The 22,044-nt window shown below is 70.0% G+C and carries 23 protein-coding genes and 1 pseudogene; 19 read left to right on the top strand and 5 right to left on the bottom strand.

Annotated features, from left to right (window positions below; translation table 11 throughout):
- Positions 1-4: 4 nt before the first annotated feature.
- From ACFPJ4_RS14990 to smc, 9 genes are all read left to right on the top strand, one after another.
- Entirely contained in the window at positions 5-829 is an 825-nt protein-coding gene (locus ACFPJ4_RS14990; protein ID WP_386741282.1) for an ABC transporter ATP-binding protein, read from the top strand.
- Positions 826-1,617 carry an ABC transporter permease gene (locus ACFPJ4_RS14995; RefSeq protein ID WP_386741283.1) on the top strand — a complete coding sequence of 264 codons (792 nt, stop codon included), beginning with the start codon at positions 826-828 and terminating at the stop codon, positions 1,615-1,617. The genes ACFPJ4_RS14990 and ACFPJ4_RS14995 overlap by 4 nt, the downstream gene beginning before the upstream one ends.
- 67 nt (positions 1,618-1,684) lie before the next feature.
- Entirely contained in the window at positions 1,685-2,836 is a 1,152-nt protein-coding gene (locus tag ACFPJ4_RS15000) for an ABC transporter substrate-binding protein (protein ID WP_386741285.1), read from the top strand.
- A 71-nt stretch (positions 2,837-2,907) separates the two neighbouring features.
- Complete coding sequence (locus ACFPJ4_RS15005) at positions 2,908-4,266, top strand: aspartate aminotransferase family protein (protein WP_386741286.1); 1,359 nt, start codon at positions 2,908-2,910, stop codon at positions 4,264-4,266.
- Between the two features lie 63 nt (positions 4,267-4,329).
- Positions 4,330-4,869 (top strand): YceD family protein, encoded by a 540-nt coding sequence (locus ACFPJ4_RS15010; protein ID WP_386741287.1) that lies wholly within the window; start codon positions 4,330-4,332, stop codon positions 4,867-4,869.
- Positions 4,870-4,914: 45 nt separating this feature from the next.
- Entirely contained in the window at positions 4,915-5,118 is a 204-nt protein-coding gene (gene rpmF / locus ACFPJ4_RS15015) for a 50S ribosomal protein L32 (protein WP_386741288.1), read from the top strand.
- A gap of 56 nt (positions 5,119-5,174) precedes the next feature.
- On the top strand, positions 5,175-5,864 hold the full coding sequence (rnc, locus tag ACFPJ4_RS15020; RefSeq protein WP_386741289.1) for a ribonuclease III: 690 nt from the start codon (positions 5,175-5,177) through the stop codon (positions 5,862-5,864).
- Positions 5,865-5,873: 9 nt separating this feature from the next.
- Positions 5,874-6,755, top strand: coding sequence for a bifunctional DNA-formamidopyrimidine glycosylase/DNA-(apurinic or apyrimidinic site) lyase (gene mutM, locus ACFPJ4_RS15025; protein WP_386741290.1), 882 nt, complete (start codon positions 5,874-5,876; stop codon positions 6,753-6,755).
- Positions 6,756-7,008: 253 nt separating this feature from the next.
- Entirely contained in the window at positions 7,009-10,554 is a 3,546-nt protein-coding gene (gene smc, locus ACFPJ4_RS15030; RefSeq protein WP_386741291.1) for a chromosome segregation protein SMC, read from the top strand.
- 24 nt (positions 10,555-10,578) lie between these two features.
- On the opposite strand, the gene ACFPJ4_RS15035 is transcribed toward smc, so the two are convergent.
- A complete protein-coding gene (locus ACFPJ4_RS15035) occupies positions 10,579-11,205 on the bottom strand; it encodes a histidine phosphatase family protein (protein ID WP_386741292.1) in 627 nt (208 codons plus the stop codon).
- Between the two features lie 122 nt (positions 11,206-11,327).
- Between ACFPJ4_RS15035 and ftsY the strand changes: the two genes are divergently transcribed.
- On the top strand, positions 11,328-12,197 hold the full coding sequence (ftsY, locus tag ACFPJ4_RS15040) for a signal recognition particle-docking protein FtsY (protein WP_386741293.1): 870 nt from the start codon (positions 11,328-11,330) through the stop codon (positions 12,195-12,197).
- A gap of 12 nt (positions 12,198-12,209) precedes the next feature.
- Here the strand turns inward: ftsY and ACFPJ4_RS15045 are convergent, their stop codons facing one another.
- Positions 12,210-12,728, bottom strand: a complete 519-nt coding sequence (locus ACFPJ4_RS15045) for a gamma carbonic anhydrase family protein (RefSeq protein WP_386741294.1) — start codon at positions 12,726-12,728, stop codon at positions 12,210-12,212.
- A 76-nt stretch (positions 12,729-12,804) separates the two neighbouring features.
- Here ACFPJ4_RS15045 and ACFPJ4_RS15050 point away from each other — a divergent pair, with 76 nt between their 5' ends.
- The 3 genes from ACFPJ4_RS15050 (at position 12,805) to ACFPJ4_RS15060 (ending at position 15,666) form a co-directional block, all read left to right on the top strand.
- Positions 12,805-13,173, top strand: coding sequence for a tetraspanin family protein (locus ACFPJ4_RS15050; protein WP_386741295.1), 369 nt, complete (start codon positions 12,805-12,807; stop codon positions 13,171-13,173).
- 51 nt (positions 13,174-13,224) lie between these two features.
- Positions 13,225-14,787 (top strand): signal recognition particle protein, encoded by a 1,563-nt coding sequence (gene ffh, locus ACFPJ4_RS15055; protein WP_386741296.1) that lies wholly within the window; start codon positions 13,225-13,227, stop codon positions 14,785-14,787.
- Between the two features lie 66 nt (positions 14,788-14,853).
- Positions 14,854-15,666 carry an LLM class F420-dependent oxidoreductase gene (locus tag ACFPJ4_RS15060; RefSeq protein WP_386741297.1) on the top strand — a complete coding sequence of 271 codons (813 nt, stop codon included), beginning with the start codon at positions 14,854-14,856 and terminating at the stop codon, positions 15,664-15,666.
- Here ACFPJ4_RS15060 and ACFPJ4_RS15065 read toward each other — a convergent pair.
- Entirely contained in the window at positions 15,578-16,102 is a 525-nt protein-coding gene (locus ACFPJ4_RS15065) for a VanZ family protein (protein WP_386741298.1), read from the bottom strand. The genes ACFPJ4_RS15060 and ACFPJ4_RS15065 overlap by 89 nt on opposite strands.
- A gap of 98 nt (positions 16,103-16,200) precedes the next feature.
- Between ACFPJ4_RS15065 and ACFPJ4_RS15070 the strand changes: the two genes are divergently transcribed.
- From ACFPJ4_RS15070 to rimM, 4 genes and pseudogenes are all read left to right on the top strand, one after another.
- Positions 16,201-17,166: a DMT family transporter gene (locus ACFPJ4_RS15070; protein WP_386741299.1), complete on the top strand. Its 966-nt coding sequence runs from the start codon at positions 16,201-16,203 to the stop codon at positions 17,164-17,166.
- 127 nt (positions 17,167-17,293) lie between these two features.
- Positions 17,294-17,704: pseudogene (gene rpsP, locus ACFPJ4_RS15075) on the top strand (30S ribosomal protein S16); the annotation flags it as partial.
- Between the two features lie 173 nt (positions 17,705-17,877).
- Positions 17,878-18,117 carry an RNA-binding protein gene (locus ACFPJ4_RS15080; protein WP_386741300.1) on the top strand — a complete coding sequence of 80 codons (240 nt, stop codon included), beginning with the start codon at positions 17,878-17,880 and terminating at the stop codon, positions 18,115-18,117.
- Positions 18,114-18,770: a ribosome maturation factor RimM gene (gene rimM / locus ACFPJ4_RS15085; protein ID WP_386741301.1), complete on the top strand. Its 657-nt coding sequence runs from the start codon at positions 18,114-18,116 to the stop codon at positions 18,768-18,770. The genes ACFPJ4_RS15080 and rimM overlap by 4 nt, the downstream gene beginning before the upstream one ends.
- A 51-nt stretch (positions 18,771-18,821) precedes the next feature.
- Here the strand turns inward: rimM and ACFPJ4_RS15090 are convergent, their stop codons facing one another.
- Positions 18,822-19,655, bottom strand: a complete 834-nt coding sequence (locus ACFPJ4_RS15090) for a DUF559 domain-containing protein (RefSeq protein WP_386741302.1) — start codon at positions 19,653-19,655, stop codon at positions 18,822-18,824.
- Positions 19,656-19,838: 183 nt separating this feature from the next.
- Here ACFPJ4_RS15090 and trmD point away from each other — a divergent pair, with 183 nt between their 5' ends.
- Complete coding sequence (trmD, locus tag ACFPJ4_RS15095) at positions 19,839-20,528, top strand: tRNA (guanosine(37)-N1)-methyltransferase TrmD (RefSeq protein WP_386741304.1); 690 nt, start codon at positions 19,839-19,841, stop codon at positions 20,526-20,528.
- Positions 20,529-20,568: 40 nt separating this feature from the next.
- On the opposite strand, the gene map is transcribed toward trmD, so the two are convergent.
- Positions 20,569-21,339 carry a type I methionyl aminopeptidase gene (gene map, locus ACFPJ4_RS15100; protein ID WP_386741305.1) on the bottom strand — a complete coding sequence of 257 codons (771 nt, stop codon included), beginning with the start codon at positions 21,337-21,339 and terminating at the stop codon, positions 20,569-20,571.
- A 214-nt stretch (positions 21,340-21,553) separates the two neighbouring features.
- Here map and rplS point away from each other — a divergent pair, with 214 nt between their 5' ends.
- Positions 21,554-21,901 (top strand): 50S ribosomal protein L19, encoded by a 348-nt coding sequence (gene rplS / locus ACFPJ4_RS15105; protein WP_386741306.1) that lies wholly within the window; start codon positions 21,554-21,556, stop codon positions 21,899-21,901.
- The last annotated feature ends 143 nt before the right edge of the window (positions 21,902-22,044 follow it).

Genomic DNA, 22,044 nt, shown 5'->3' on the forward strand with positions numbered 1-22,044 from the left:
CGCCATGAGCATGGGATCCCCGACCGAGGTCGCGGTCTCGGTCACCGGAGTCGGCAAGGTCTTCGCCGGCGGCCGGGGATCGACGGTCACCGCCCTCGACGACGTGAGTGTCGACATCGCCGCGGGGGAGTTCGTGTCGCTCATCGGCCCGAGCGGATGCGGCAAGTCGACGCTGCTGCGCCTGATCGCCGATCTCGACTCGGCCAGCACCGGCACCGTGACCGTGTTCGGCAAGAGCGCTCGTCAGGCGCGTCTCGACCAGGACTACGGCATCGCCTTCCAGCAGGCCGGACTGCTGCCGTGGCGCACGGTGCGCGAGAACATCGAGCTGCCGCTCGAACTGCACGGCGCGGGCCGGGCCGCCCGGCGCGCGCGGGCGAGCGAGCTCATCGAACTGGTCGGACTCGGTGAGTTCGGCGACCGGCATCCGGATCAGCTCTCGGGCGGCATGCAGCAGCGCGTCGCCATCGCTCGCTCGCTCGCCGAGAGTCCGCGACTGCTCCTGATGGACGAACCGTTCGGGGCGCTCGACGAGATGACCCGGGAGCGGATGCAGACCGAACTCGCACGGCTGCGCGCCGAGACCGGTGCCGCCGTCGTGTTCGTGACCCACTCCATCCCCGAGGCGGTCTATCTCTCCGACCGCGTCGTCGTCATGTCGCCTCGGCCGGGGCGCATCGTCGACATCGTCGACGTCACCCTCGGCGGGGCGAGCGCCCGCACCGACGAGCTGCGCGAAGACGCCCACTTCTTCGAGCGGGTCAGCGCCGTGCGCGAGGCCCTGCACGCACGGGGCGTCGCGGCCGCACGAGGGGTCGACGACCGATGAGCGCGCGCACCGCGGCGGGAGGGTTCGGAAGCCGACGGCTGGTCCGGGTCGTGGCCCCGATCCTGCTCGGCGTGCTCGCGCTCGCGCTGTGGCAGGGGCTGGTCGTGGTGCTCGACATCAAGCCGTTCGTGCTGCCGGGCCCGATCGCGATCGGCACCCAGTTCGGGCTGAGGGCGCCGTTCGTGCTCACGGCGGCGCTCATCACGGCCGGCAATGCGCTCGTCGGGCTCGTCATCGGCATCGTGCTCGGGGTCGTAGGGGCGGCGCTCGCGGCGTCGCTGCGGGCGCTCGACGAGCTCAGCGCGCCGCTCGTGACCGCGGCGTCCGTCATCCCGATCGTCTCGCTGGCCCCCGCGCTCTACACGATGTTCGGGGCCGACGTGCAGACCACCCGGGTGCTCATCGCGGCGCTCGCGTCGTTCATCCCCGTCTACTTCAACTCACTGCGCGGGCTGCGCACGGTCGCGCCGATCCATCGCGACCTCATGCGGTCGTACGCCGCGAGCCGGTGGCAGGCGACCCGGGCGGTCACGCTGCCGGGGGCGCTGCCGTACTTCTTCACCGGGGTGCGCATCGCCTCCTCGCTCGCCGTGATCTCGGCTCTCATCGCCGAGGACTTCGGCGGTCCGATCAACGGGCTCGGCACCTCGATCACCTCGGCGGTCTCGTCGAGCAACTACCCGCTCGCCTGGGCATTCGTGCTCGGGGCGATCATCACCGGTCTCGTCTTCTACTGCGTGACCCTGGCCTTGGAGACCGTTGCAACGTGGCATCGCGCATCCGCATGAGACGTGCCGTCGCAGCCATGTGCGGCCCGGTTCCCCACCCAGACAGCACCACGAAGGAGGAAGCACCATGAAACACAGCTCACGAATCAGACTCGGGCTCGGCGCCGTCGGCATCGCCACCGCGCTCGTGCTCAGCGGCTGCGCCAGCGGGGGCGGCACATCCGCCAGCCCCAGTTCCAGCGGCGCGTTGACTCCCATCACGCTGCAGCTGCAGTGGCTGCCGCAGGCCCAGTTCGCGGGCTACTACGCGGCCGTCTCGCAGGGCTACTACAAGAAGGAGGGCCTCGACGTCACGATCAAACCGGCCGGCACCACGACCGTCCCGATCGATGTGCTCGCCGCGGGGGATGCCGACTACGCGATCTCGTGGGTGCCGAAGGTGCTCGGCTCGATCGAGCAGGGCACCAACGTGACCGACGTCGCGCAGATCTTCGAGCGAAGCGGCACGACGCAGATCTCGTTCAAAGACAAGGGGATCACCTCGCCCGCCGACCTCGCGGGCAAGAAGGTGGGCAGCTGGGGTTACGGCAACCAGTGGGAGCTCTTCGCCGGGATGCAGAAGGCCGGGGTGAACACGACGACCGGCATCAAGCTCGTGCAGCAGGCCTTCGACATGAACGGCTTCCTCGCCGGTGACATCGACGCAGCACAGGCGATGACCTACAACGAGTACGCGCAGGTGCTCGAGACCGTCAACCCGAAGACCGGAAAGCTCTACCAGGCGAGCGACCTCAACGTCATCAACTGGAACGACGAGGGCACCGCGATGCTGCAGGACGCGATCTGGGCCAACGCCGACAAGCTCTCGAGCGACAAGAACTACGCGGCCAACACCACCAAGTTCATCAAGGCGTCGATCGAAGGCTGGATCTACACGCGCGACCACCCGGAGGAGGCCGCGAAGATCGTCGCCGCCGCCGGGTCCACCCTGCCGGCCGGACACCAGCTCTGGATGACCAACGAGGTCAACAAGCTCATCTGGCCGTCGACCGGCGGCATCGGCGTCATCCAGAAGAAGGCGTGGAACCAGACCGTGAAGATCGCTCTCGGAACCAAGGATGACACCGGCTCGACCATCATCACCAAGACCCCGCCCTCGTCGGCGTACAGCAACAGCTACGTCGACGAAGCCCTCAAGGAGCTCAAGGCCGAGGGTGTCGACGTGCTCGGCGCCTCGTTCAAGCCCCTTACCGTCACCCTCACGGAGGGCGGGAAGTAACAGCACCACCCGCGGGGCGCGGGGTCATCCGACTCACGCGCCCCGCGGATTTCCCACACCGAAGGAACATCATGAGCGACAGCATCCCGATCGACCCCACCGAACTCGACCCCGCCGACGGCGTCCGCGCCCTCGAACTCGATCGGGCCCACGTCTTCCACTCCTGGAGCGCCCAGGCGGCGCTGCATCCGTTCGTGATCGCCGGAGCCCTCGGCTGCGAGGTCTGGGACTTCGCCGGCAACCGCTACCTCGACTTCTCGAGCCAGCTCGTCAACATCAACATCGGGCACGGGCATCCGAAGGTCGTCGCCGCCATCCAGCAGCAGGCCGCGATCCTGCCGACGGTCGCCCCCGCCCACGCGAACCTGACCCGCGGCGAAGCCGCGAAGCGCATCATCGCCAAGGCGGGACCGGCGTTCGGCAAGGTGTTCTTCACGAACGGGGGAGCGGATGCCAACGAGAACGCCATGCGCTTGGCCCGCCTCACGACCGGCCGCGACAAGATCCTGAGCCACTACCGCAGCTACCACGGCAACACGGGGGCGGCGATCGTCGCGACCGGCGACTGGCGGCGGGTGCCCAACGAGTTCGCCCGGGGGCACGTGCACTTCTTCGGGCCATTCGAGTACCGTTCCGAGTTCTGGTCGACGACGCCCGAGGAGGAGTCGGCACGGGCCCTGCACCACCTGGAGCGGGTCATCCAGTCCGAGGGGTCGAACTCGATCGCGGCGATCATCCTCGAAGGCGTGCCCGGCACGGCCGGCGTGCTCGTGCCGCCGCCCGGGTATCTGGCGGGGGTGCGCGAGCTCGCCGACAAGTACGGCATCCTGCTGATCCTCGACGAGGTCATGTCGGGGTTCGGCCGCACGGGCGACTGGTTCGCCTGGCAGAACGAGACCATCAACCCCGAGCACGTCGTGCCCGACCTGATCACCTTCGCCAAGGGGGTCAACTCGGGCTACGTGCCCGCCGGCGGGGTGATCATCTCGGAGTCGATCGCCCGCGAGTTCGACGACCACGTGTTCCCTGGAGGCCTGACTTACTCGGGGCATCCGCTGGCCATGGCGGCGATCGTGGCCTCGATCGACGCGATGGAGGAGGAGGGCATCGTCGAGAACGCCGCGACGATCGGGCGTGAGGTGCTCGGCCCCGGGCTCGTGGAGTTGGCGACGCGGCATCCGCTGATCGGCGAGGTGCGGGGTCTCGGGGTGTTCTGGGCGCTCGACCTGGTGACCGACCCGATCACTCGCGAGCCCGTCGCGCCGGCCACCGTCGGCCTGCTGAAGGCGGAGCTCATGAAGCGCGGACTGCTGCCCTTCCTGTCGGAGAACCGCATCCACGTCGTCCCGCCCTGCACGGTGACGGCCGAGCAGGTCGCGAAGGCGCTCACCATCTACGACGAGGCGTTCACCGCCGTCGAGGCCATCTGAGGGGGCCCCTGGCCCGACACCGTGTCGGCGGACGACCCCCTTGGGCGAGTAAACTCACCCCTCGTGTCTTCCCACAGCTCACCCCTGGACCTGCCCGTCCATGACCTCATGCACCGGCCGGGCGAGATGCGCGAGCACGCCTTCGAGTTCGACTCCCCGGAGCGTCTCGGCGAGGGCGTCGTCGCCGTTCAGCAGGGCGAGCCGATCTCGGTCGACGTGCGTCTGGAGGGTCTGCACGACGGCATCCTCGTGACGGCGGATGTGCAGACGGCCGCGACGGGGGAGTGCGTCCGATGCCTCGACCCGGTCACCGTGCCGATCGAAGTCGAAATCCAGGAGCTTTTCGCGTATTCTCCTGATGAAGCGTTCGACTTCGCGGTTCACGATGACTACGTAGATCTTGAACCCGTTGTGCGGGATGCGGTGGTGCTGGCACTGCCGTTCCAGCCGGTCTGCCGGCCGGATTGTCCCGGTCTCGACCCGGAAACCGGGGCGAAACTGGCGGACGAGCCGGATCGGACGCCTCGCGAGGTGCTCGACCCCCGGTGGGCGGCACTGCAGGACTTCACCACGGAAACCACCCAGAATCCGCCCGGCGCTTGAGCGCGGGGCGACGCAAGACCTGAGTCAGATAGAGAAGAGACAGTCATGGCCGTTCCCAAGCGCAAGCAGTCGCGCGCCAACACGCACGCCCGCCGCTCGCAGTGGAAGGCGACGCCCGTGCAGCTCGTCAAGACCATCGAGAACGGCAAGACCGTCTACAGCCTTCCGCACCGCGCGAAGGTCGTCGAGGACTCGACCGGCACGCCCCTGTACCTGGAGTACAAGGGCCGCAAGGTCGCGGACGTCTGAGCCGGGCGCAGGCCACGTCGCCCTCGGGTTCGTCCGGAGCTAGATCGACCGTCGGTGTGACGGTCGATCGTGCGGAGCTGTCGCTGACCCTCGGGGTCGAGATCGACGCCGAGCTGCTCCAGCTCGCCCTGACGCATCGCTCGTACGCCTACGAGAACGGCGGTCTTGCCCACAACGAGCGCCTCGAGTTCCTCGGCGACTCGATTCTCGGGCAGGCCGTGACGGTCATGCTGTACACCGAGAATCCGAATCTCGACGAGGGCGAACTCGCCAAGCGGCGGGCGAGCCTGGTGTCGTCGGTCGCGCTCGCAGAGATCGCGGTGGGCATCGACCTCGGCTCGCACGTGCTGCTCGGTCGCGGCGAAGAACTCACCGGTGGTCGGCAGAAGGCCTCCATCCTGGCCGACGCCGTCGAGGCGCTCATCGGCGCCGCCTATCTCTCCGTGGGACCGGATGCCGCGACCGCCCTGGTGCTGCGCCTGATCGACCCCTTGCTCAACGACCCCGAGCGCTTCGGGGCCGCGATGGATCCGAAGACCAGCCTGCAGGAGCTCTCGACCCGCGTCGGCAAGGGCCTGCCGCAGTACGTGGTGACCGACAGCGGCCCCGATCACTCCAAGCGATTCAACGCCACGGTCCTGGTGGGCGGGGATGCGGTGGCGACCGGCGAGGGAAGCAGCAAGAAGCAGGCCGAGATGGCTGCGGCGCTCGCCGCGTGGGCCGTGCTGCAGCGCCCCCGGCGCTGAGCGCCGTCGATGCCCGAGCTGCCTGAGGTCGAGGTCGTCCGCGCCGGCCTCGAGCCCGCCGTCGCGGGTGCCGTGGTGACCCGCGTCGAGGTGCTCGATGAGCGGTCCCTGCGCCGGCACGACGGCCCGGCCGAGGACTTCGTCGAGCGGCTGACGGGCGCCACGCTCAGCGTGCCGCGGAGGCGCGGCAAGTTCCTCTGGATCCCCCTGGCCGCGCCGTCGGACGACGACGCCCTGGTCATCCACCTCGGGATGAGCGGCCAGGTGCTGCTGCGCGAGCGGGCGGCGGCGCGCGACCGGCTGACCCGCGTGCTGCTCGAGGTGGAGCATCCGGATCACGGACCGCTGCGCGTCGACTTCGTCGACCAGCGCATCTTCGGCTCGATGGCGCTCGACCGTCTCGTGCCGACGCCGGACGACGCCGCGCAGACCGTGCCGAGCCACGTCGCGCACATCGCCCGGGATCCGCTCGATCCGAGGTTCGACGAGCGCGCCTTCTTCGCCGCATTGGCCCGCAAGCAGACGACGATCAAGCGCGCGCTGCTCGATCAGACCCTGATCAGCGGGATCGGCAACATCTACGCGGACGAGTCGCTCTGGGGCGCCCGGGTGCACTACGAGCAGCCGACGGCGACGCTCAGCCGCGCGCGAGCCGCGACCCTGCTCGCCGAGGTGCGGCTCGTGCTGGGCAAGGCGCTCGCCGAGGGTGGCACCAGCTTCGACGCGCACTACGTGAACGTCAACGGGGCGTCGGGCTACTTCTCGCACTCGCTCAACGTCTACGGCAGGCAGGGTGAGCCGTGCCCGCGCTGCGGCCGGCCGGTGGTGCGCGAGAGCTTCATGAACCGCGGATCGCACTTCTGCGCGTTCTGTCAGCGCGCGCCCCGCTGAGGGCGATAGTCAATCGCGACCGTCCGCCGCGCCCGGACTCCGCAGCCGTCGCCGTCAGCGCGTGCCGGCGCTGGTCATGCCCTCATCGGGTCGGCCGGCGGGGACCGGTGCCCAGTGCCCATGTCACGAACCGGGGGTGACAAATCTCACGACGCGGCAGGCGCACGGCGCCGTGCCACGGGCCGGGCCGGGCGCGCCCGTCCGGTACCGTTGTCGCAGTCGCCGACGCGATGTCGAGCAGGAAGGGGGTCGCGTGTATCTGAAGAGCCTGACCCTCAAGGGCTTCAAGTCGTTCGCGCAACCCACCACCTTCGCCTTCGAACCGGGCGTGACTTGCGTCGTCGGGCCCAACGGCTCGGGCAAGTCCAACGTCGTCGACGCGCTCGCCTGGGTCATGGGCGAGCAGGGGGCCAAGACCTTGCGTGGCGGCAAGATGGAAGACGTCATCTTCGCCGGCACGGCCACCAAGGGTCCGCTCGGTCGCGCCGAGGTGCTGCTGACGATCGACAACGCGGATGGCGCCCTGCCCATCGACTACAGCGAGGTCACCATCTCGCGCACGCTGTTCCGCAACGGCGGAAGCGAGTACGCGATCAACGGCGAGCAGTGCCGTCTGCTCGACGTGCAGGAGCTGCTGAGCGACTCCGGCCTCGGCCGCGAGATGCACGTCATCGTCGGTCAGGGCCAGCTCGACCAGGTGCTGCACGCCACCCCCGAGGAGCGCCGTGGCTTCATCGAGGAGGCGGCGGGCATCCTCAAGCACCGCCGGCGCAAAGAGAAGACCCTGCGCAAGCTCGACGCGATGCAGACCAACCTGACCCGGCTCTCGGATCTGGCCGGCGAGATCCGGCGACAGCTGAAGCCACTGGGGCACCAGGCCGAGATCGCCCGAGAGGCGCAGACCATCGCCGCGATCGTGCGCGATGCGCGCGCCCGACTGCTGGCCGACGAGGTCGTCGAGCTGCGCTCGGCGATCAACGACGTCAGCCGCACCGAGGGCGAGCGCAAGACCGAGCGTCTCGTGCTGCAGGAGCAGCTCGACCAGGCCAAGCTGCGGCAGGCCCGGCTCGAGCAGACCATGACGGGCGACTCGGTCGACGCCGCTCGGCGGATCGCCTTCGGCCTGGAGCAGGTGCAGGACCACCTGCGCTCGCTGTTCACCCTCGCCAACCAGCGGCTCTCCCTGCTCGGGCAGCAGGCCGAGCTGCCGGGCATGACGACGACGATCTCGCCGCGCATGGTCGAGGATGCGCGCGAGGAGGCCCTCCGCCTGGCCGCGGGGGTCGCCGAGGTCGAGACGCGACTCGGCAGGGCCAGCGCGGTGACCGCGACCGCGAAGGCCTCGCTCGACTCGCTCGACGACGAGATCAGCGCCCAGAGCGCCCTGCTCTCGCAGCACGACCTCGAGCAGGGCCGCCTGGCCGGACAGGTGGATGCCGCGGAGTCCCGTCGCACGGCGACCCGCGGTGAGCTGGACCGCCAGCGCGCAGCGCTCGAGGCGGCGGAGCAGCGCCGGGAACGCGCGCGCGCCGAACTGCTCGAGATCGAGGGCGACGTCGAGGAGGGCGGTTCGGATGTCGAGCTCGCCGCCGCGGTCGAGGCCGCCGACGTCATCGTCACGGCGCTGCAGGCCGAGGTCGAGACGCTGCGCGACGAGGTGCACGCCTCCGAGCGCGAGCGCGACGCGCTCGCCGCCCGAACGAGCGCGCTCACGATGGCCGTCGAGCAGAAGGACGGGTCGGCGTCGATCATGGGCGCGGGCGGCATCCGCGGGCTCGTGGCCCAGCACATGCAGGTCGAACCCGGCTACGAGGCGGCGATCGCCGCCGCACTCGGCAGCCTCGCCGACGCCGTGCTCGCCGATACGCGCGATTCCGGCCTCTCGGCGCTCGCCCAGGCCCGCGACAGCGACGCCGGCCGGGTCGAGATCGTGGTGGCCGACGGGACTGCCGCCGACGAGCTCTCGGGGCTGCCCGCCGGCGTCGAGTCCGCCGCGGCGCTCGTGACCGCGCCCTCCGGCATCCGCGGCCTGCTGGCCCGTACGGTCGTCGTGCCCGACCTGGAGCTCGCGCGCGCCGTCTGGCCCGCGCTGGCCCGGATCGGCGGCCTCACGGTCATCACCCGCGACGGCGACGTGCTCAGCGAGTACGTGCTGCGCGGCGGGTCCGGTGCCGGCCGCAGCACGCTCGAACTCATCGCCGAGCGCGACGCCGCACAGGAGAAGCTCGTCGGGGTCACGACCGCGATCGAGCGGAGCCGCTTCGCACTGGCCGAGAAGCGCGAAGCCCTCGACGGCGCACAGATCGATGCCGCTCAGGCCGCCGCCGCGCTCAAGGCCTTCGACGCGCGCCTCGCCGACCGCAGCCAGGCGGTCGGTCGCTCGCGCGCCCAGCTGGAGGGCGCGACCGCCGAGGGGGAGCGCCTCGCCGAGGCGGTGCGCCAGCTGACCGAGGCCGTGGAGTCGGCCGACTCGGCGGTCGAGCGCGCGATCGGCGATCGCGACGCGCACGCCGCGACGCCCCGTCCCATCCTCGACGTCTCGGCGCGCGACGCCCTCGTGGCCGAGCTCGAGGCGGCACGGGCGGCGGAGGTGCAGGCGCGGATCGACCTCGAGACGGCACGCGAGCGGGTGCGCGCCCAGCACGCGCAGGCCGACTCGCTGCAGCGCCAGCTCGAGGCGGAGCGCGCCGCCGCCGAGGAGTCGGCGCGCCTCGCCGTGCTGCGCCAGCGCCAGGTGGTGGCGGCGACCAGGGTCACCGATGCGCTTCCCGCGGTTCTGGATGTCGCCGACCGCTCGGTCTCCGAGGCCCGGGTCGCCCTGGCCGCCGCCGAGGCCGAGCGCGCCAAGCAGAACGAGGAGCTCGCGGAGCTGCGCCGCAACGAGAGCGGTCTGCGCGACCGTTTCCAGGCCCTCAACGACAACGTCCACGGGCTCGAGATGCAGGCCTACGAGAAGCGGCTGCACCTCTCGTCGCTGCTCGAGCGGGCTGCTGAGGAGCTCGGACTCGACGAAGAGGTGCTCGTGGCCGAGTACGGACCCGACGTTCCGGTGCCCGCGGACGTGCGCGTCGGCGTCTCGGAGGAGCCCGAAGGCGAGGTCGAGTCGCGCGAGTCCGCGACGACCGTCTTCGACCGCGCCAGGCAGCAGGCGCGGCTCGCCGCCGCCGAGCGCAAGCTCGGCCAGCTCGGCCGGGTGAACCCGCTCGCGCTCGAGGAGTTCGCCGCGCTCGAGCAGCGCCACAAGTTCCTGACCGAGCAGCTGGCCGACCTCGCCGCCACCCGCAAAGACCTGCTGACGATCATCGACGAGATCGACGAGAAGATGCAGACCATCTTCGCCGCGGCCTTCGACGACACCCGCGCGGCGTTCGACGAGGTGTTCCCCGTGCTGTTCCCGGGCGGCACGGGCAGCCTGTTCCTGACCAACCCCGACGAGCTGCTCACGACCGGCATCGAGGTCACCGTCAAGCCCGCGGGCAAGAAGATCGAGCGGCTCTCGCTGCTGAGCGGCGGCGAGCGCTCGCTCGCGGCCGTCGCCCTGCTGATCGCGATCTTCAAGGCCCGCCCCAGCCCGTTCTACATCATGGACGAGGTCGAGGCGGCCCTCGACGACGCCAACCTGGGCCGGCTGCTGACGATCATGCAGGACCTGCGGCAGAGCTCGCAGCTGATCGTCATCACCCACCAGAAGCGCACCATGGAGATCGCGGATGCTCTGTACGGCGTCTCGATGCGGCAGGACGGGGTGAGCGCCGTCGTCGGTCAGCGCGTGGCGACGCCCGAGGCCCGCCCGGCCTAGCGCGGCCGCTCCCGGTGGCCCGGCTCAGCCGGCGATGCCCCGCGGATCGACCACGGGCGCGGCGCCGGCCCAGGCATCCAGTTCCTCGGGGGTCGGCGGCAGCAGCGGCGCTCCGTTGACCGTCAGCACCTCCCAGCGGTCGCCGTCGAGTCGGAACGTCGAGATCGAGCCGTTGCGGATGCCCTCGACCGGCCGTCCGGCAAGCGCGGCGAGCGTGTAGCGGATGATCGTGCCGTGGCACACGATGACGACGTCTCGATCCGGGTAGTCCGCTGCGATCCGCGCCAGTCCGGCGAGCCCGCGCGACACGACGGAGTGGATGGTCTCGGCACCCGGGTATTGCCGGTTCGGCCAGCGCGCCATCGTCTCACTCGACGGGCTGCCCTCGAGCGGCCCGTAGTCGCGCTCGACGAGTTCGGTATAGCTCGGGCCGAGCTCGAGCCCCAGATCCCGCGCGATGATCTCGGCGGTCTCCCGTGCCCGCAGCAGCGGGGAGCTGACGACGGCCTGCCAGGTCCCGTCCGCCAGGATCCGCGCGGCCTCGTGCGCCTGCTCGCGCCCCGTGGCGTTGAGGGGGATGTCGCTCGACCCCTGCAGCTTGTCGTCGCGGTTCCAGTCGGTCTGGCCGTGGCGGATGAAGGCGAAGGTCATGGATCCCATCCTCGCCGATGCGGGCTGCGTCGTCGGACACCGGACCGGCTGTCGGGTGCCGGGTGCCGGGCCGGCCGCCGCCGGCGTCGCCGGTGGTCGTGCGCGCTGGCTAGGCTGACCGCATGGCTTCACCCTGGTCGCTCGGCGGCGCTCTGCGCGGGATGTTCGCGCGCAAGACGATCGATGACGACACCTGGTCCGAGCTCGAGGACGCCCTGATCGCGGCCGATTTCGGCCCCGACGTCACCGATGCGATCGTCGAGCAGCTGCGGGCGAACGTCGCGCGATTCAAGACGACCGACCCGAAGGACCTGCAGCGGATGCTGCGAGAGGTCATCGAGGAACGTCTCGAGCGCCTCGACCCGACCCTCACCCTCACCAATCGCCCCGCGGTGGTGCTCGTGGTCGGCGTGAACGGGGTCGGCAAGACGACGACGATCGGCAAGTTCGCCAAGTTCCTGACGAACTACGGCCGATCGGTGATCGTCGGCGCGGCCGACACCTTCCGTGCGGCGGCGGTGGAGCAGGTGGCGACCTGGGCGGAACGGGCCGGCGCGCAGGTGGTGCGGCCCGAGCATCCGGGGCAGGACCCGGCCTCGGTGGCGTTCCAGACCGTCGAGAGGGCGCAGCGCGACGGCATCGAGATCGTCCTGATCGACACCGCGGGTCGGCTGCAGACCAAGAGCGGGCTCATGGACGAGCTGAGCAAGGTGCGCCGCGTGGTCGAGAAGCTCGCTCCCATCGCCGAGGTGCTGCTGGTGCTCGACGCGACCACGGGGCAGAACGGGCTGGCGCAGGCGGAGGCGTTCATCGAGCACGCGGGCGTGACCGGGCTCGTGCTCACCAAGCTCGACGGCTCGGCCAAGGGGGGGTTCGTGCTCGCGGTGCAGGAGCGAACCGGCATTCCGATCAAGCTGATCGGCCAGGGCGAGTCGATCGGCGACCTCACCGGCTTCACGGCGCGGGTGTTCGCGGCGCAACTCGTCGCCTGACCCGCCGCGAACTCAGCCCTGCTCGGACTTGTGGCGCATCGCCAGCTGCTGGTAGCCGATCGCGTTGATCCGAACGCGCTCGCGCCCGGCCTCGTCGAGCTCGCCGCGCAGCTTCGCGGGAACGCCGGCCGCGAGCATCCCGGCCGGGATCTCCTGCCCCTCGAGCACGAGCGCGCCGGCGGCGACGAACGCGCCCGCCCGGATGACGGAGCGGTTCAGCAGCATCGCGCCCATGCCGATCAGACAGCCGTCCTCGATCGTCGTGCCGTGAATGATCGCGCCGTGCCCGATCCCGACGCCCGCACCGATCGTCGTGGGCACGCCCTCGTCGGTGTGCACGACCGAGTTGTCCTGGATGTTGCTGCCCTCGCCGAGCACGATCGAGTCCATGTCGCCGCGCAGCACGGCGCCGTAGAACACGCTCGCGTTGGCGAGCACGCGGACCCGGCCGATCAGGGTCGCGTTCGGCGCGATCCACGCCGTCTCGTCGACCTCGGGAACATGACCATCGAAGGGGAGCAGAAGAGGCATGCCCTCAGGCTAGCGAGCGAGCCGGGCGCGGTGGCAGGCTGGGGCCGCCGGCCGTCCCCGGCACGATGAGGTGATCATGTCCACGCCCGATCCGGCGGTACCGCATCCCGCATCCGCGCGCGGCGCAACGTCGACCACGCCGGTCAAGAAGAAGCACTCGCCTCTGCCGTCGCTCGTCGCCATCCTGCTGGCCCTCGTCGGCGGCGGCGTGACCGGTTGGAGCTTCATCGCCGGCATCACCGACGCCCTCGATACGAAGACGGCACCCACCTCGATCTACATCGCGCTGTTCTTCGTCGGTGTCGGCCTCCTCATCGTCGCGATCGCCTTCGCCCTCACCGGGATCATCCGCCGGGCTCAGCTGACGCTCTCGGTCACCGCCCTCGTGCTCTCGGTGCTCCCGTCGCTCGTGGTGCTGGTGATCGCCGCGCTGCTGTTCCTGTAGAGCGTCGCGCGGAGCGCCCCGCGCGATCCGCCGGTTAAGCTGGATCCCGATATGGCCACCTTCGGAACCCTCTCGGACCGCCTCACCGCGACCTTCCGCAACCTGCGCGGCAAGGGCAAGCTCACTCCCGCCGACGTCGACGGCACCGTGCGCGAGATCCGCCGCGCCCTGCTCGAGGCGGATGTCGCCCTCGAGGTCGTCAAGGAGTTCACCGGCAAGGTGCGCGAGCGCGCCCTCGGCGACGAGGTGAACAAGGCGCTCAACCCCGCGCAGCAGGTCGTGCAGATCGTCAACGAGGAGCTCGTGGCGATCCTCGGTGGCGAGCAACGCCGTCTGCAGTTCGCCAAGAAGCCCCCGACCGTCATCATGCTCGCGGGCCTGCAAGGCGCGGGCAAGACGACGCTCGCCGGCAAGCTGGCCAAGTGGCTCGTCAAGGACGGCCACACCCCGATGCTCATCGCCGCCGACCTGCAGCGCCCGCAGGCAGTGCAGCAGTTGCAGGTCGTCGGCGCACAGGCCGGGGTGCCGGTCTGGGCCCCCGAACCCGGCAACGGGGTCGGCAATCCGGTCAAGGTCGCCAAGGACGGCGTCAAGGAGGCCGAGCGCAAGCAGTACGACACCGTGATCGTCGACACGGCCGGCCGCCTGGGCATCGACGCCGAGCTCATGAAGCAGGCCTCCGACATCCGCAAGGCCGTCGACCCCGACGAGGTGCTCTTCGTCATCGACGCCATGATCGGCCAGGATGCCGTGACGACGGCTCGCGCCTTCCAGGACGGCGTCGACTTCACCGGCGTCGTGCTCTCCAAGCTCGACGGCGATGCCCGCGGCGGTGCGGCCCTGTCGGTCGCCTCGGTGACCGGTAGACCAATCATGTTCGCGAGCACGGGTGAGGGGCTCGACGACTTCGAGCCGTTCTATCCGGATCGCATGGCCAGCCGCATCCTGGATCTCGGCGACATCCTCACCCTCATCGAGCAGGCGCAGCAGGCCTTCGACGAGGAGGAGGCCGCCAAGGTCGCCCAGAAGTTCGCGACCGACACCTTCACCCTCGACGACTTCCTCACGCAGATGCAGCAGCTCAAGAACATGGGCTCGATCAAGGGGATGCTCGGCATGCTCCCTGGTGCGCGCGGCATGCGCGAGCAACTCGACAACTTCGACGAGCGCGAGATCACCCGCACCGAGGCGATCATCCAGTCGATGACGCTGCAGGAGCGGCACACGCCGAAGGTGCTCAACGGGTCGCGCCGGGTGCGCATCGCTCGCGGCTCCGGCACGACCGTGACCGATGTCAATCAGCTGGTGGCCCGCTTCGAGCAGGCCGCCAAGATGATGAAGACGGTGGCCAAGGGCGGCGTTCCCCAGGTGCCGGGCATGGGGCCGATCCCGGGGGCGGGCTACGGCGGCAAGAAGAAGCCGCAGCCGCAGAAGAAGGGCTCGCGCTCGGGCAATCCGGCCAAGCGTGCGGCCGAGAACGCGGCGCTCGCCCAGGGCGGTAAGGCGATCGGGTCCGCCCCGGCAGGTTCGGGGTTCGGGCTCGGCGGCGCGCCGAAGGCGGGCGCGCCGAGCGAGGACGAGCTCGCGGCGCTGCAGAAGTTCCTCGGTCGCTGAGGGACTCAGCGCGCCGACGCGTCGCGCGTGGAGGGAGCCTCCGGTGCATCGTCTTAGGCTGATGACATGACCTCCACCGGCTCCCGCCCCATCCGCGTCGGCGTTCAGATCGCGCCGCAGCACGCCCTCTACCCGACGATCCGCGACACCGTACAACGGCTGGAGGATCTCGGCGTCGACATCGTCTTCAACTGGGATCACTTCTTCCCGCTGTTCGGGCCGTCCGACGGGTTGCACTACGAGTCCTGGACGATGCTCGCCGCGATGGCGGAGCAGACCTCGCGCGTCGAGTTCGGGCCGCTCGTCAACTGCAACAGCTACCGCAACCCCGACCTGCAGGCCGACATGGCGCGGACGATCGACCACATCAGCGCGCATTCGGGCAGCGCGGGACGGTTCATCTTCGGCACCGGCTCGGGATGGTTCGAGCGCGACTACACGGAGTACGGCTACGACTTCGGCACCGTGGGAACCAGGCTGGACGCGCTCGCCGAGGACCTGCCGCGCATCCGCGCCCGGTGGGAGAAGCTCAACCCCGCGCCAACCCGCAGGATCCCGATCCTGATCGGCGGGGGCGGCGAGCGCAAGACGCTCAAGATCGTCGCCGAGCACGCCGACATCTGGCACTCCTTCGCGGATGTCGACACCCTGACCCACAAGCTGTCGGTGCTGCACCGCTGGTGCGACGAGATCGGACGCGACCCGCACGAGATCGAGCTCTCGACCCACGTGGGGGAGAAGGATGGCGCGCTCGACGTGGAGACCCTCGAAGCGCAGTTGGCGCTGGGGGTCACCCTCTTCGAGGCGTCGACGAGCGGTCCCGACTACGGTCTCGATCACGTCGTCGCTCTGCTGAAGTGGCGGGATTCGCTGGGCTGACGTCCGGCGCCGAACGGACCAGCCGGCGGATGCCGCGCGCCATCAGCACCAGGATCACACCGACGATGGTGCCGGTCGTGTTGGCGAGCACGTCGTTCCAGCTCGCGAAACGCGCGGGGAGAAGCAGCAGCTGACTCAGCTCGATCATGCCCGAGAGCGCGGCGCCGATCGGGATCGCGAAGAACCACCGGCGAGCGGGAAGCAGCAAGCAGATCAAGGCGCCCACGGGCACGAAGAAGCCGATGTTCGCTGTGAACTCCAGCGTGGAGTAGTCGAGAGTCGAGGGAGCACCCGCGTGGTGCAGGGCTCCGAGCACCGACGCGATCTGTGTTCGTATGCCTGCGTCAACCGGGGTCGGCCACAGGCCGACGACGAGTGCGGCGACCACGTAGCCGGACGAGATGATGATCAGCCATACCCGGCGATGGCTCCGCACCACACGATTGTAGGTCGCAGAACCTGAGTGGCGGGATTCGGTGCGGTGAAGTCCGGAATCCGCTCTCGCGAGTCGGCGGTGGGCTCTAGCGTCGAAGGGTGAACTCACCTTCTCCGGCGGCACCTCAGGCCACCCGGCGCTCTCGGGCCCTGCTCGCGATCGCGATCGTGGTCACACTGCTGGCGTGGGCGAGCGCCTTCGTCGTGATCCGCGGAGTGGCACCGCACGTGCCGGGGGGTGCGCTCGCGCTCGGCCGGTTGATGGTCGGCACGGTCGCTCTCGGGGTGATCGCGCTCGCGCAGCGCGCCTGGCTGCGTCCGACCCGCCGCGAGTGGATCCAGGTGGCCGTCTACGGTGTCGCCTGGTTCGGCGCGTACAACGTCGCCCTCAACCTGGCCGAGCACAGCCTCGACGCGGGAACCACTGCCATGATCGTCAACATCGGGCCGATCCTGATCGCGCTCGGAGCCGGCGCCTTCCTCGGCGAGGGGATCCCGCGGTGGCTCGCGATCGGAGCCGCCGTCGCGTTCCTCGGCGTCGTGCTCATCGGGCTCGCGACGAGCCTCGCGAATGCCAGGGGCATCGATCCCATCGGCGTGATCTGGTCTCTGGTCGCCGCCGTCACCTACGCGACCGGTGTTCTCGTTCAGAAGCCCGCGATCCGGCGGCTGCCCGCCGCTCAGGTGACCTTCCTCGGATGCCTGATCGGCATGCTGGCCTGCCTCCCGTTCTTGGGGCAGCTGATCTCGTCGCTCGCGACGGCTCCCGTCTCGGCGATCCTCGGAGTCGTCTATCTGGGCATCGTGCCGACCGCCCTCGGCTTCAGCGCCTGGGCCTACGCGCTGCAGCGCACCCCGGCCGGACGCTTGAGCGTGTCCACCTATATCGTTCCTCCGCTGGCGATCGTGCTCGGGGTGATCTTCTTCGGCGAGATCCCGGTGCCGCTCGCCATCGTGGGCGGGGTGATCTGCCTCATCGGCGTCGCGCTGAGCCGTCGCCGAGAGCTCGCGCGAAGCCCTCGCGCACAGGCCGTTACCTCGGTCGGCGAAAATCTGCCAGAATAGTGCGTTGGGTCTCCAGCGTCCGACCCTCTATCAGACGCGGAAGATCCCCCTTCAGAGCTTTCTGCCGAGTGTGCCCCACGCACACGGTTGCAGTTCGACCATCGCATATTTCAGTTTCAGGAGAATTGTGGCTGTCAAGATCCGCCTCAAGCGGCTCGGCAAGATCCGTGCCCCGTATTACCGCATCGTCGTCGCCGACTCGCGCACCAAGCGCGACGGTCGCGTGATCGAAGAGATCGGCAAGTACCACCCGACCGAGGAGCCCTCGTTCATCGAGGTCGACTCGGCGCGCGCGCAGTACTGGCTCAGCGTCGGCGCGCAGCCGACCGAGCAGGTCACCGCGCTGCTCAAGCTGACCGGCGACTGGGGCACCTTCAAGGGCGAGAAGGGTGCCAAGAGCACCGTCCGCACCAAGGCCGCGCCCGAGTTGTTCGTCGCCGACGAGAAGAAGAAGCCGGTGCTCAAGGCCAAGGCCGAGAAGCCGGTCAAGGCTGCTGAGGCGCCCGTTGCCGAGGCCCCCGTCGACGAGCCGGTCGCGGCTCCCGTCGAGGACGACGTCGTGGCGGCCGAGGCTGTCGAGATGCCGGAGGCCCCTGCCGCCGAGGTTCCCGCCGAGACCGTCACGCCCGCCGAAGACGCGGTCGACGAGGCCGTCGGCTCGGGTGCCGCCGCCGACGAGGCGCCCGCCGCCGACGCCGACAAGGCCTAGTCATGCTCGACTCCGCCGTCGAGCACCTCGTCAAGGGGATCGTCGATCACCCCGACGAGGTGCAGGTCGGTTCGTCCACCTCGCCGCGCGGCGAGGTCATCGAGGTGCGCGTGCATCCCGATGACCTCGGCCGCGTGATCGGGCGCGCCGGTCGCACCGCGAAGGCGCTGCGGACGCTGGTCACTGCGCTCGCCGACGGGCGGCGCGTTCGCGTCGACGTCGTCGACACCGACGAGGCGTGAGCGAGCACCCCGCTCCGCGTACGACGGATGCCCGCGCGGGCACGACGCGGGATCAGGTCCGGGTCGGTCGCCTGACGAAGGCGCACGGACTCAAGGGCGCGCTCAAGATCGAGCTCTACACCGACGATCCGGATCGACGGTTCACCCCCGGTGCGATCTTCACGCTGCAGGTGCCGACCTCATCGCCGTGGCATGGCAAGACGCTCGAGCTGATCGAGCTGCGCTGGTACAACGGCAATCCGGTCGGCTTCTTCGTCGGGGTCAACGATCGCGACGCGGCCGAGACCCTGGTCAAGGCCATCCTCTGGGTCGACCAGGATCCCTCACAGCTCCCCGAGGAGCAGGACGCCTGGTACGACTACCAGTTGGTCGGACTGCGTGCTCTGCGGGACGGCGTGGAGGTCGGACACGTCACTCGCGTCGACCATCTGCCGGCTCAGGACCTTCTCGCGATCGCCACGGCGTCGGGCGAAGTGCTGGTGCCGTTCGTCGCGGCGATCGTGCCGTCGGTGGACATCGCGGCCGGCACCCTGACCGTCACGCCGCCCGCCGGCCTCTTCGAGGAGTTGCCCGACGCGGCCGAGCCCGACGCGGCAGAGCCCGACGCGGCAGAGCCCGCGGACGCCGCGACGCCCGGCGCACCCACCGACTGACCCTGCCCTCCCCGCCTCGCCCTGCGGCACGATGTCGGGCGAGCGCGCATCCTATGCCCGAGACGGCGCCGCGTCGTCGCCTGGCCCGACATCGTGCACCGCTCTCCAGCGGTGTTCGCGTCGGCGCACGACGGCGAGGATCTCGCGCTCGAAGCCGGCCCAGTCGTCCATCACCCGGGAGTACCCCGCCCGCATCGCGAGGTAGCCGCGCCCGACGAGGGCGCTATCGCGCCGCCGATCGGTCTCGCGCTGCACGGGGGTGGAATGCCAGGCGTCCCCGTCGAGCTCGACCACCAGACGATCGCCGACGATGAGGTCGACCCGGCCCACCCCCGCGATCGGCACCTGAACGCGCACCGGCAGCCGTCGCGCCCGCAGCCGCAGGCGGGCGAGCGTCTCCAAGCCCGATGCGGCGCCACCGTCGGCGAGGGCAAGCAACTTGCGTCCCCGCGCGGTGTCGAGCGTGCCCGCAAGCTGTGACATGGTCATCGCACCCAGGTTGAGCACCGAGTCGATGGCGCAGACCGCCTCCTCGGCTGGCAGGCAGCTCACGGCCGTACGCAGTGCCGTCGGCAGCTCGTCGACTCCGGCGGCGGCCGAGCCGGGAAGGCGATGGATGCGAGCCGCCGATCCGTGCACCCTGCCGCGCGGCGGCACTCGCGCGTGGACCGGACCCGGGAGACACCAGATTCCGTGCTGCCGGAGCGCGCCGCGACAGCTCAGAGTTCCGCCGCAGCGCACGGCGGTCACGATGTCGTCGGGGGTGTCGGGGGTCGCGTACCAGCCGGTTCGGATGCGGTGGAGGCTGCCGTCCAGGAGCATCCGCGCGAGGTCGGCTCGAGACGCTCCGGCTGCCCGGGCCTGACGGTAGCTGATGACGGGCATGGAGGGAGGCTCTCGCGCGCTGCCCCCGGGCGCGCGCCGCCGAGTGACATCGGTGGAGGGCACCGGCCGCGCCGACACGGTGTCGGACGAGAGGTCGTCATCCCCTCGTGGGGTCGACATCGCGGCGCCTCGCCCGACACCGTGTAGCGGATACCGGCGCGGACGCGCAACTAGGCTCGACGGGTGCGCATCGACATCGTCACGATCTTCCCGGAGTTCTTCTCCGTGCTCGACGTGTCGCTGCTGGGACGGGCCCGGCAGAACGGGGTCATCGACCTCGTCGTCCACGACCTGCGCGACTTCACCCACGATCGGCACCGCACCGTGGATGACACGCCCTCCGGCGGGGGAGCGGGCATGGTCATGCGTCCCGAGCCGTGGGGTGAAGCGCTCGATGCTCTCCTCGGCACGGCCGATGGAACGCGGCCCACCGTCATCTTCCCGACCCCCGCGGGGCAGCTCTTCCGGCAGTCGATGGCGCGCGCGCTCTCCACCCGGGAGCACCTGGTGTTCTGCTGCGGCCGCTACGAGGGCATCGACCAGCGCGTCATCGAGCACACCCGCACGCGCGCCGAGGTGCTCGAGCTGAGCATCGGCGACTACGTGCTGAACGGGGGCGAGGTGGCGGCGATGGTGGTCATCGAAGCCGTCGGCCGGCTCATCCCCGGCGTCGTGGGCAACCCCGAGAGCCTCGTCGAGGAGAGCCACGAAGACGGTCTGCTCGAGTATCCGAGCTACACCAAGCCGTCGACCTGGCGGGGGATGGAGACGCCGCCCGTGCTGCTCGGCGGCAACCACGCCGCGATCGCCGCCTGGCGACGTGAGCAGCAGCTCGAGCGCACCCGACGCGTGCGACCGGAACTCCTCGACTGACGGGCAGCGCGGTCACCCGTGCCGCACGGCACAGCGGGTGCTAGTGCTCCCGTGCGCTCAGCACGATCGGACCGTCCTCGGTGACGGCGATCGTGTGCTCGCTGTGGGCGCCGCGCGAGCCGTCGCGGCTGCGCAGGGTCCAGCCGTCGGCATCCGTGTAGATCTTGTCGGTGCCGAGCATGAACCACGGCTCGATCGCGAACACCAGTCCGGCGCGCAGCGGCAGTCCGCGGTGCGCGCGTCCGTCATTCGGGATGTGCGGGTCGCCATGCATGACGCGACCCACGCCGTGGCCGCCGAAGTCGGTGTTGACCTTGAGCTTGGCCGCGTGCGCGATGTCACCGATGGCCGCCGAGATGTCGCCGATCTTGTTGCCGACGACGGCCTGGGCGATTCCCGCCTCGAGGGCGCGTTCCGTGGTCGCGATGAGACGCAGGTCCTCGTCGCGCGGAGTGCCCACGACGATGCTGAGCGCGGAGTCGCTGACCCAGCCGTTCACGCTGGCCGCGAAGTCGAGCGAGAGAAGGTCGCCGTCCTGCAGCACGTAGTCGTGCGGCAGCCCGTGCAGAACGGCGTCGTTGACCGAGATGCAGATCACCTTGCCGAAGGGCGAGGCTCCGAATGAGGGGTGGTAGTCGATGTAGCAGCTCTCGGCGCCCTCGGCACGGATCATGTCGTGCGCGAGGCGGTCGAGATCGAGGATGTTGACCCCGACATCCGCGGCGTCGCGCGTGGCCTCGAGCACGCGCGCGACGAATTGGCCGGCGGTTCGCAGCTCGGCGATCTCGGAAGGGGTACGCAATTCGATCACCGCTCGAGCCTATTGGTCCGGACGTCGAGGGGCCTCGCTTTGCCCGCGGGCTCGAAGTCATGGCACAATGGTCGTTTGTGCCTGGTCTGGCTCTGCCACAGGGGAGCCGCACAGAGTCCATTCGACGAACTGCGACGGACGCCGGGCACGAATCCACCTTCTGAATACCGAGAGCACGCGTTCGACCTGTGGCGGTCGCAGAGAGCGAAACACCATGCACATCCTCGACTCCGTCGATGCTGCGTCCCTCCGTTCCGACATCCCCGACTTCCGTGCCGGCGACAACGTCAAGGTGCACGTGAACATCGTCGAAGGCACCCGCACCCGTATCCAGGTGTTCCAGGGCGTCGTCATCGGCCGCTCGGGCGAGGGCGTCCGCGAGACCTTCACGGTCCGCAAGATCAGCTTCCAGGTCGGCGTCGAGCGCACCTTCCCGGTGCACTCGCCGGTCATCGACCACATCGAGCTCGTGACCCGCGGTGACGTGCGTCGCGCCAAGCTCTACTACCTGCGCAGCCTTCGCGGCAAGAAGGCCAAGATCAAGGAGAAGCGCGACGCGTGACGCGTCGTCCGCCCTCCTTCAGCGTCTGAACCACCGATCCCGGCTCCAGCCCCAGGCTGCGGCCGGGATCGTTCGTTAACACCCAGCGCGTCGCGCGGCCGGATCGGCCAGGCGGGCAACATATGCTTACTGGGACCGCAGGG

The sequence above is a fragment of the Lysinimonas soli genome (assembly GCF_042655435.1).
Classification (GTDB): Bacteria; Actinomycetota; Actinomycetes; order Actinomycetales; family Microbacteriaceae; genus Lysinimonas; species Lysinimonas soli.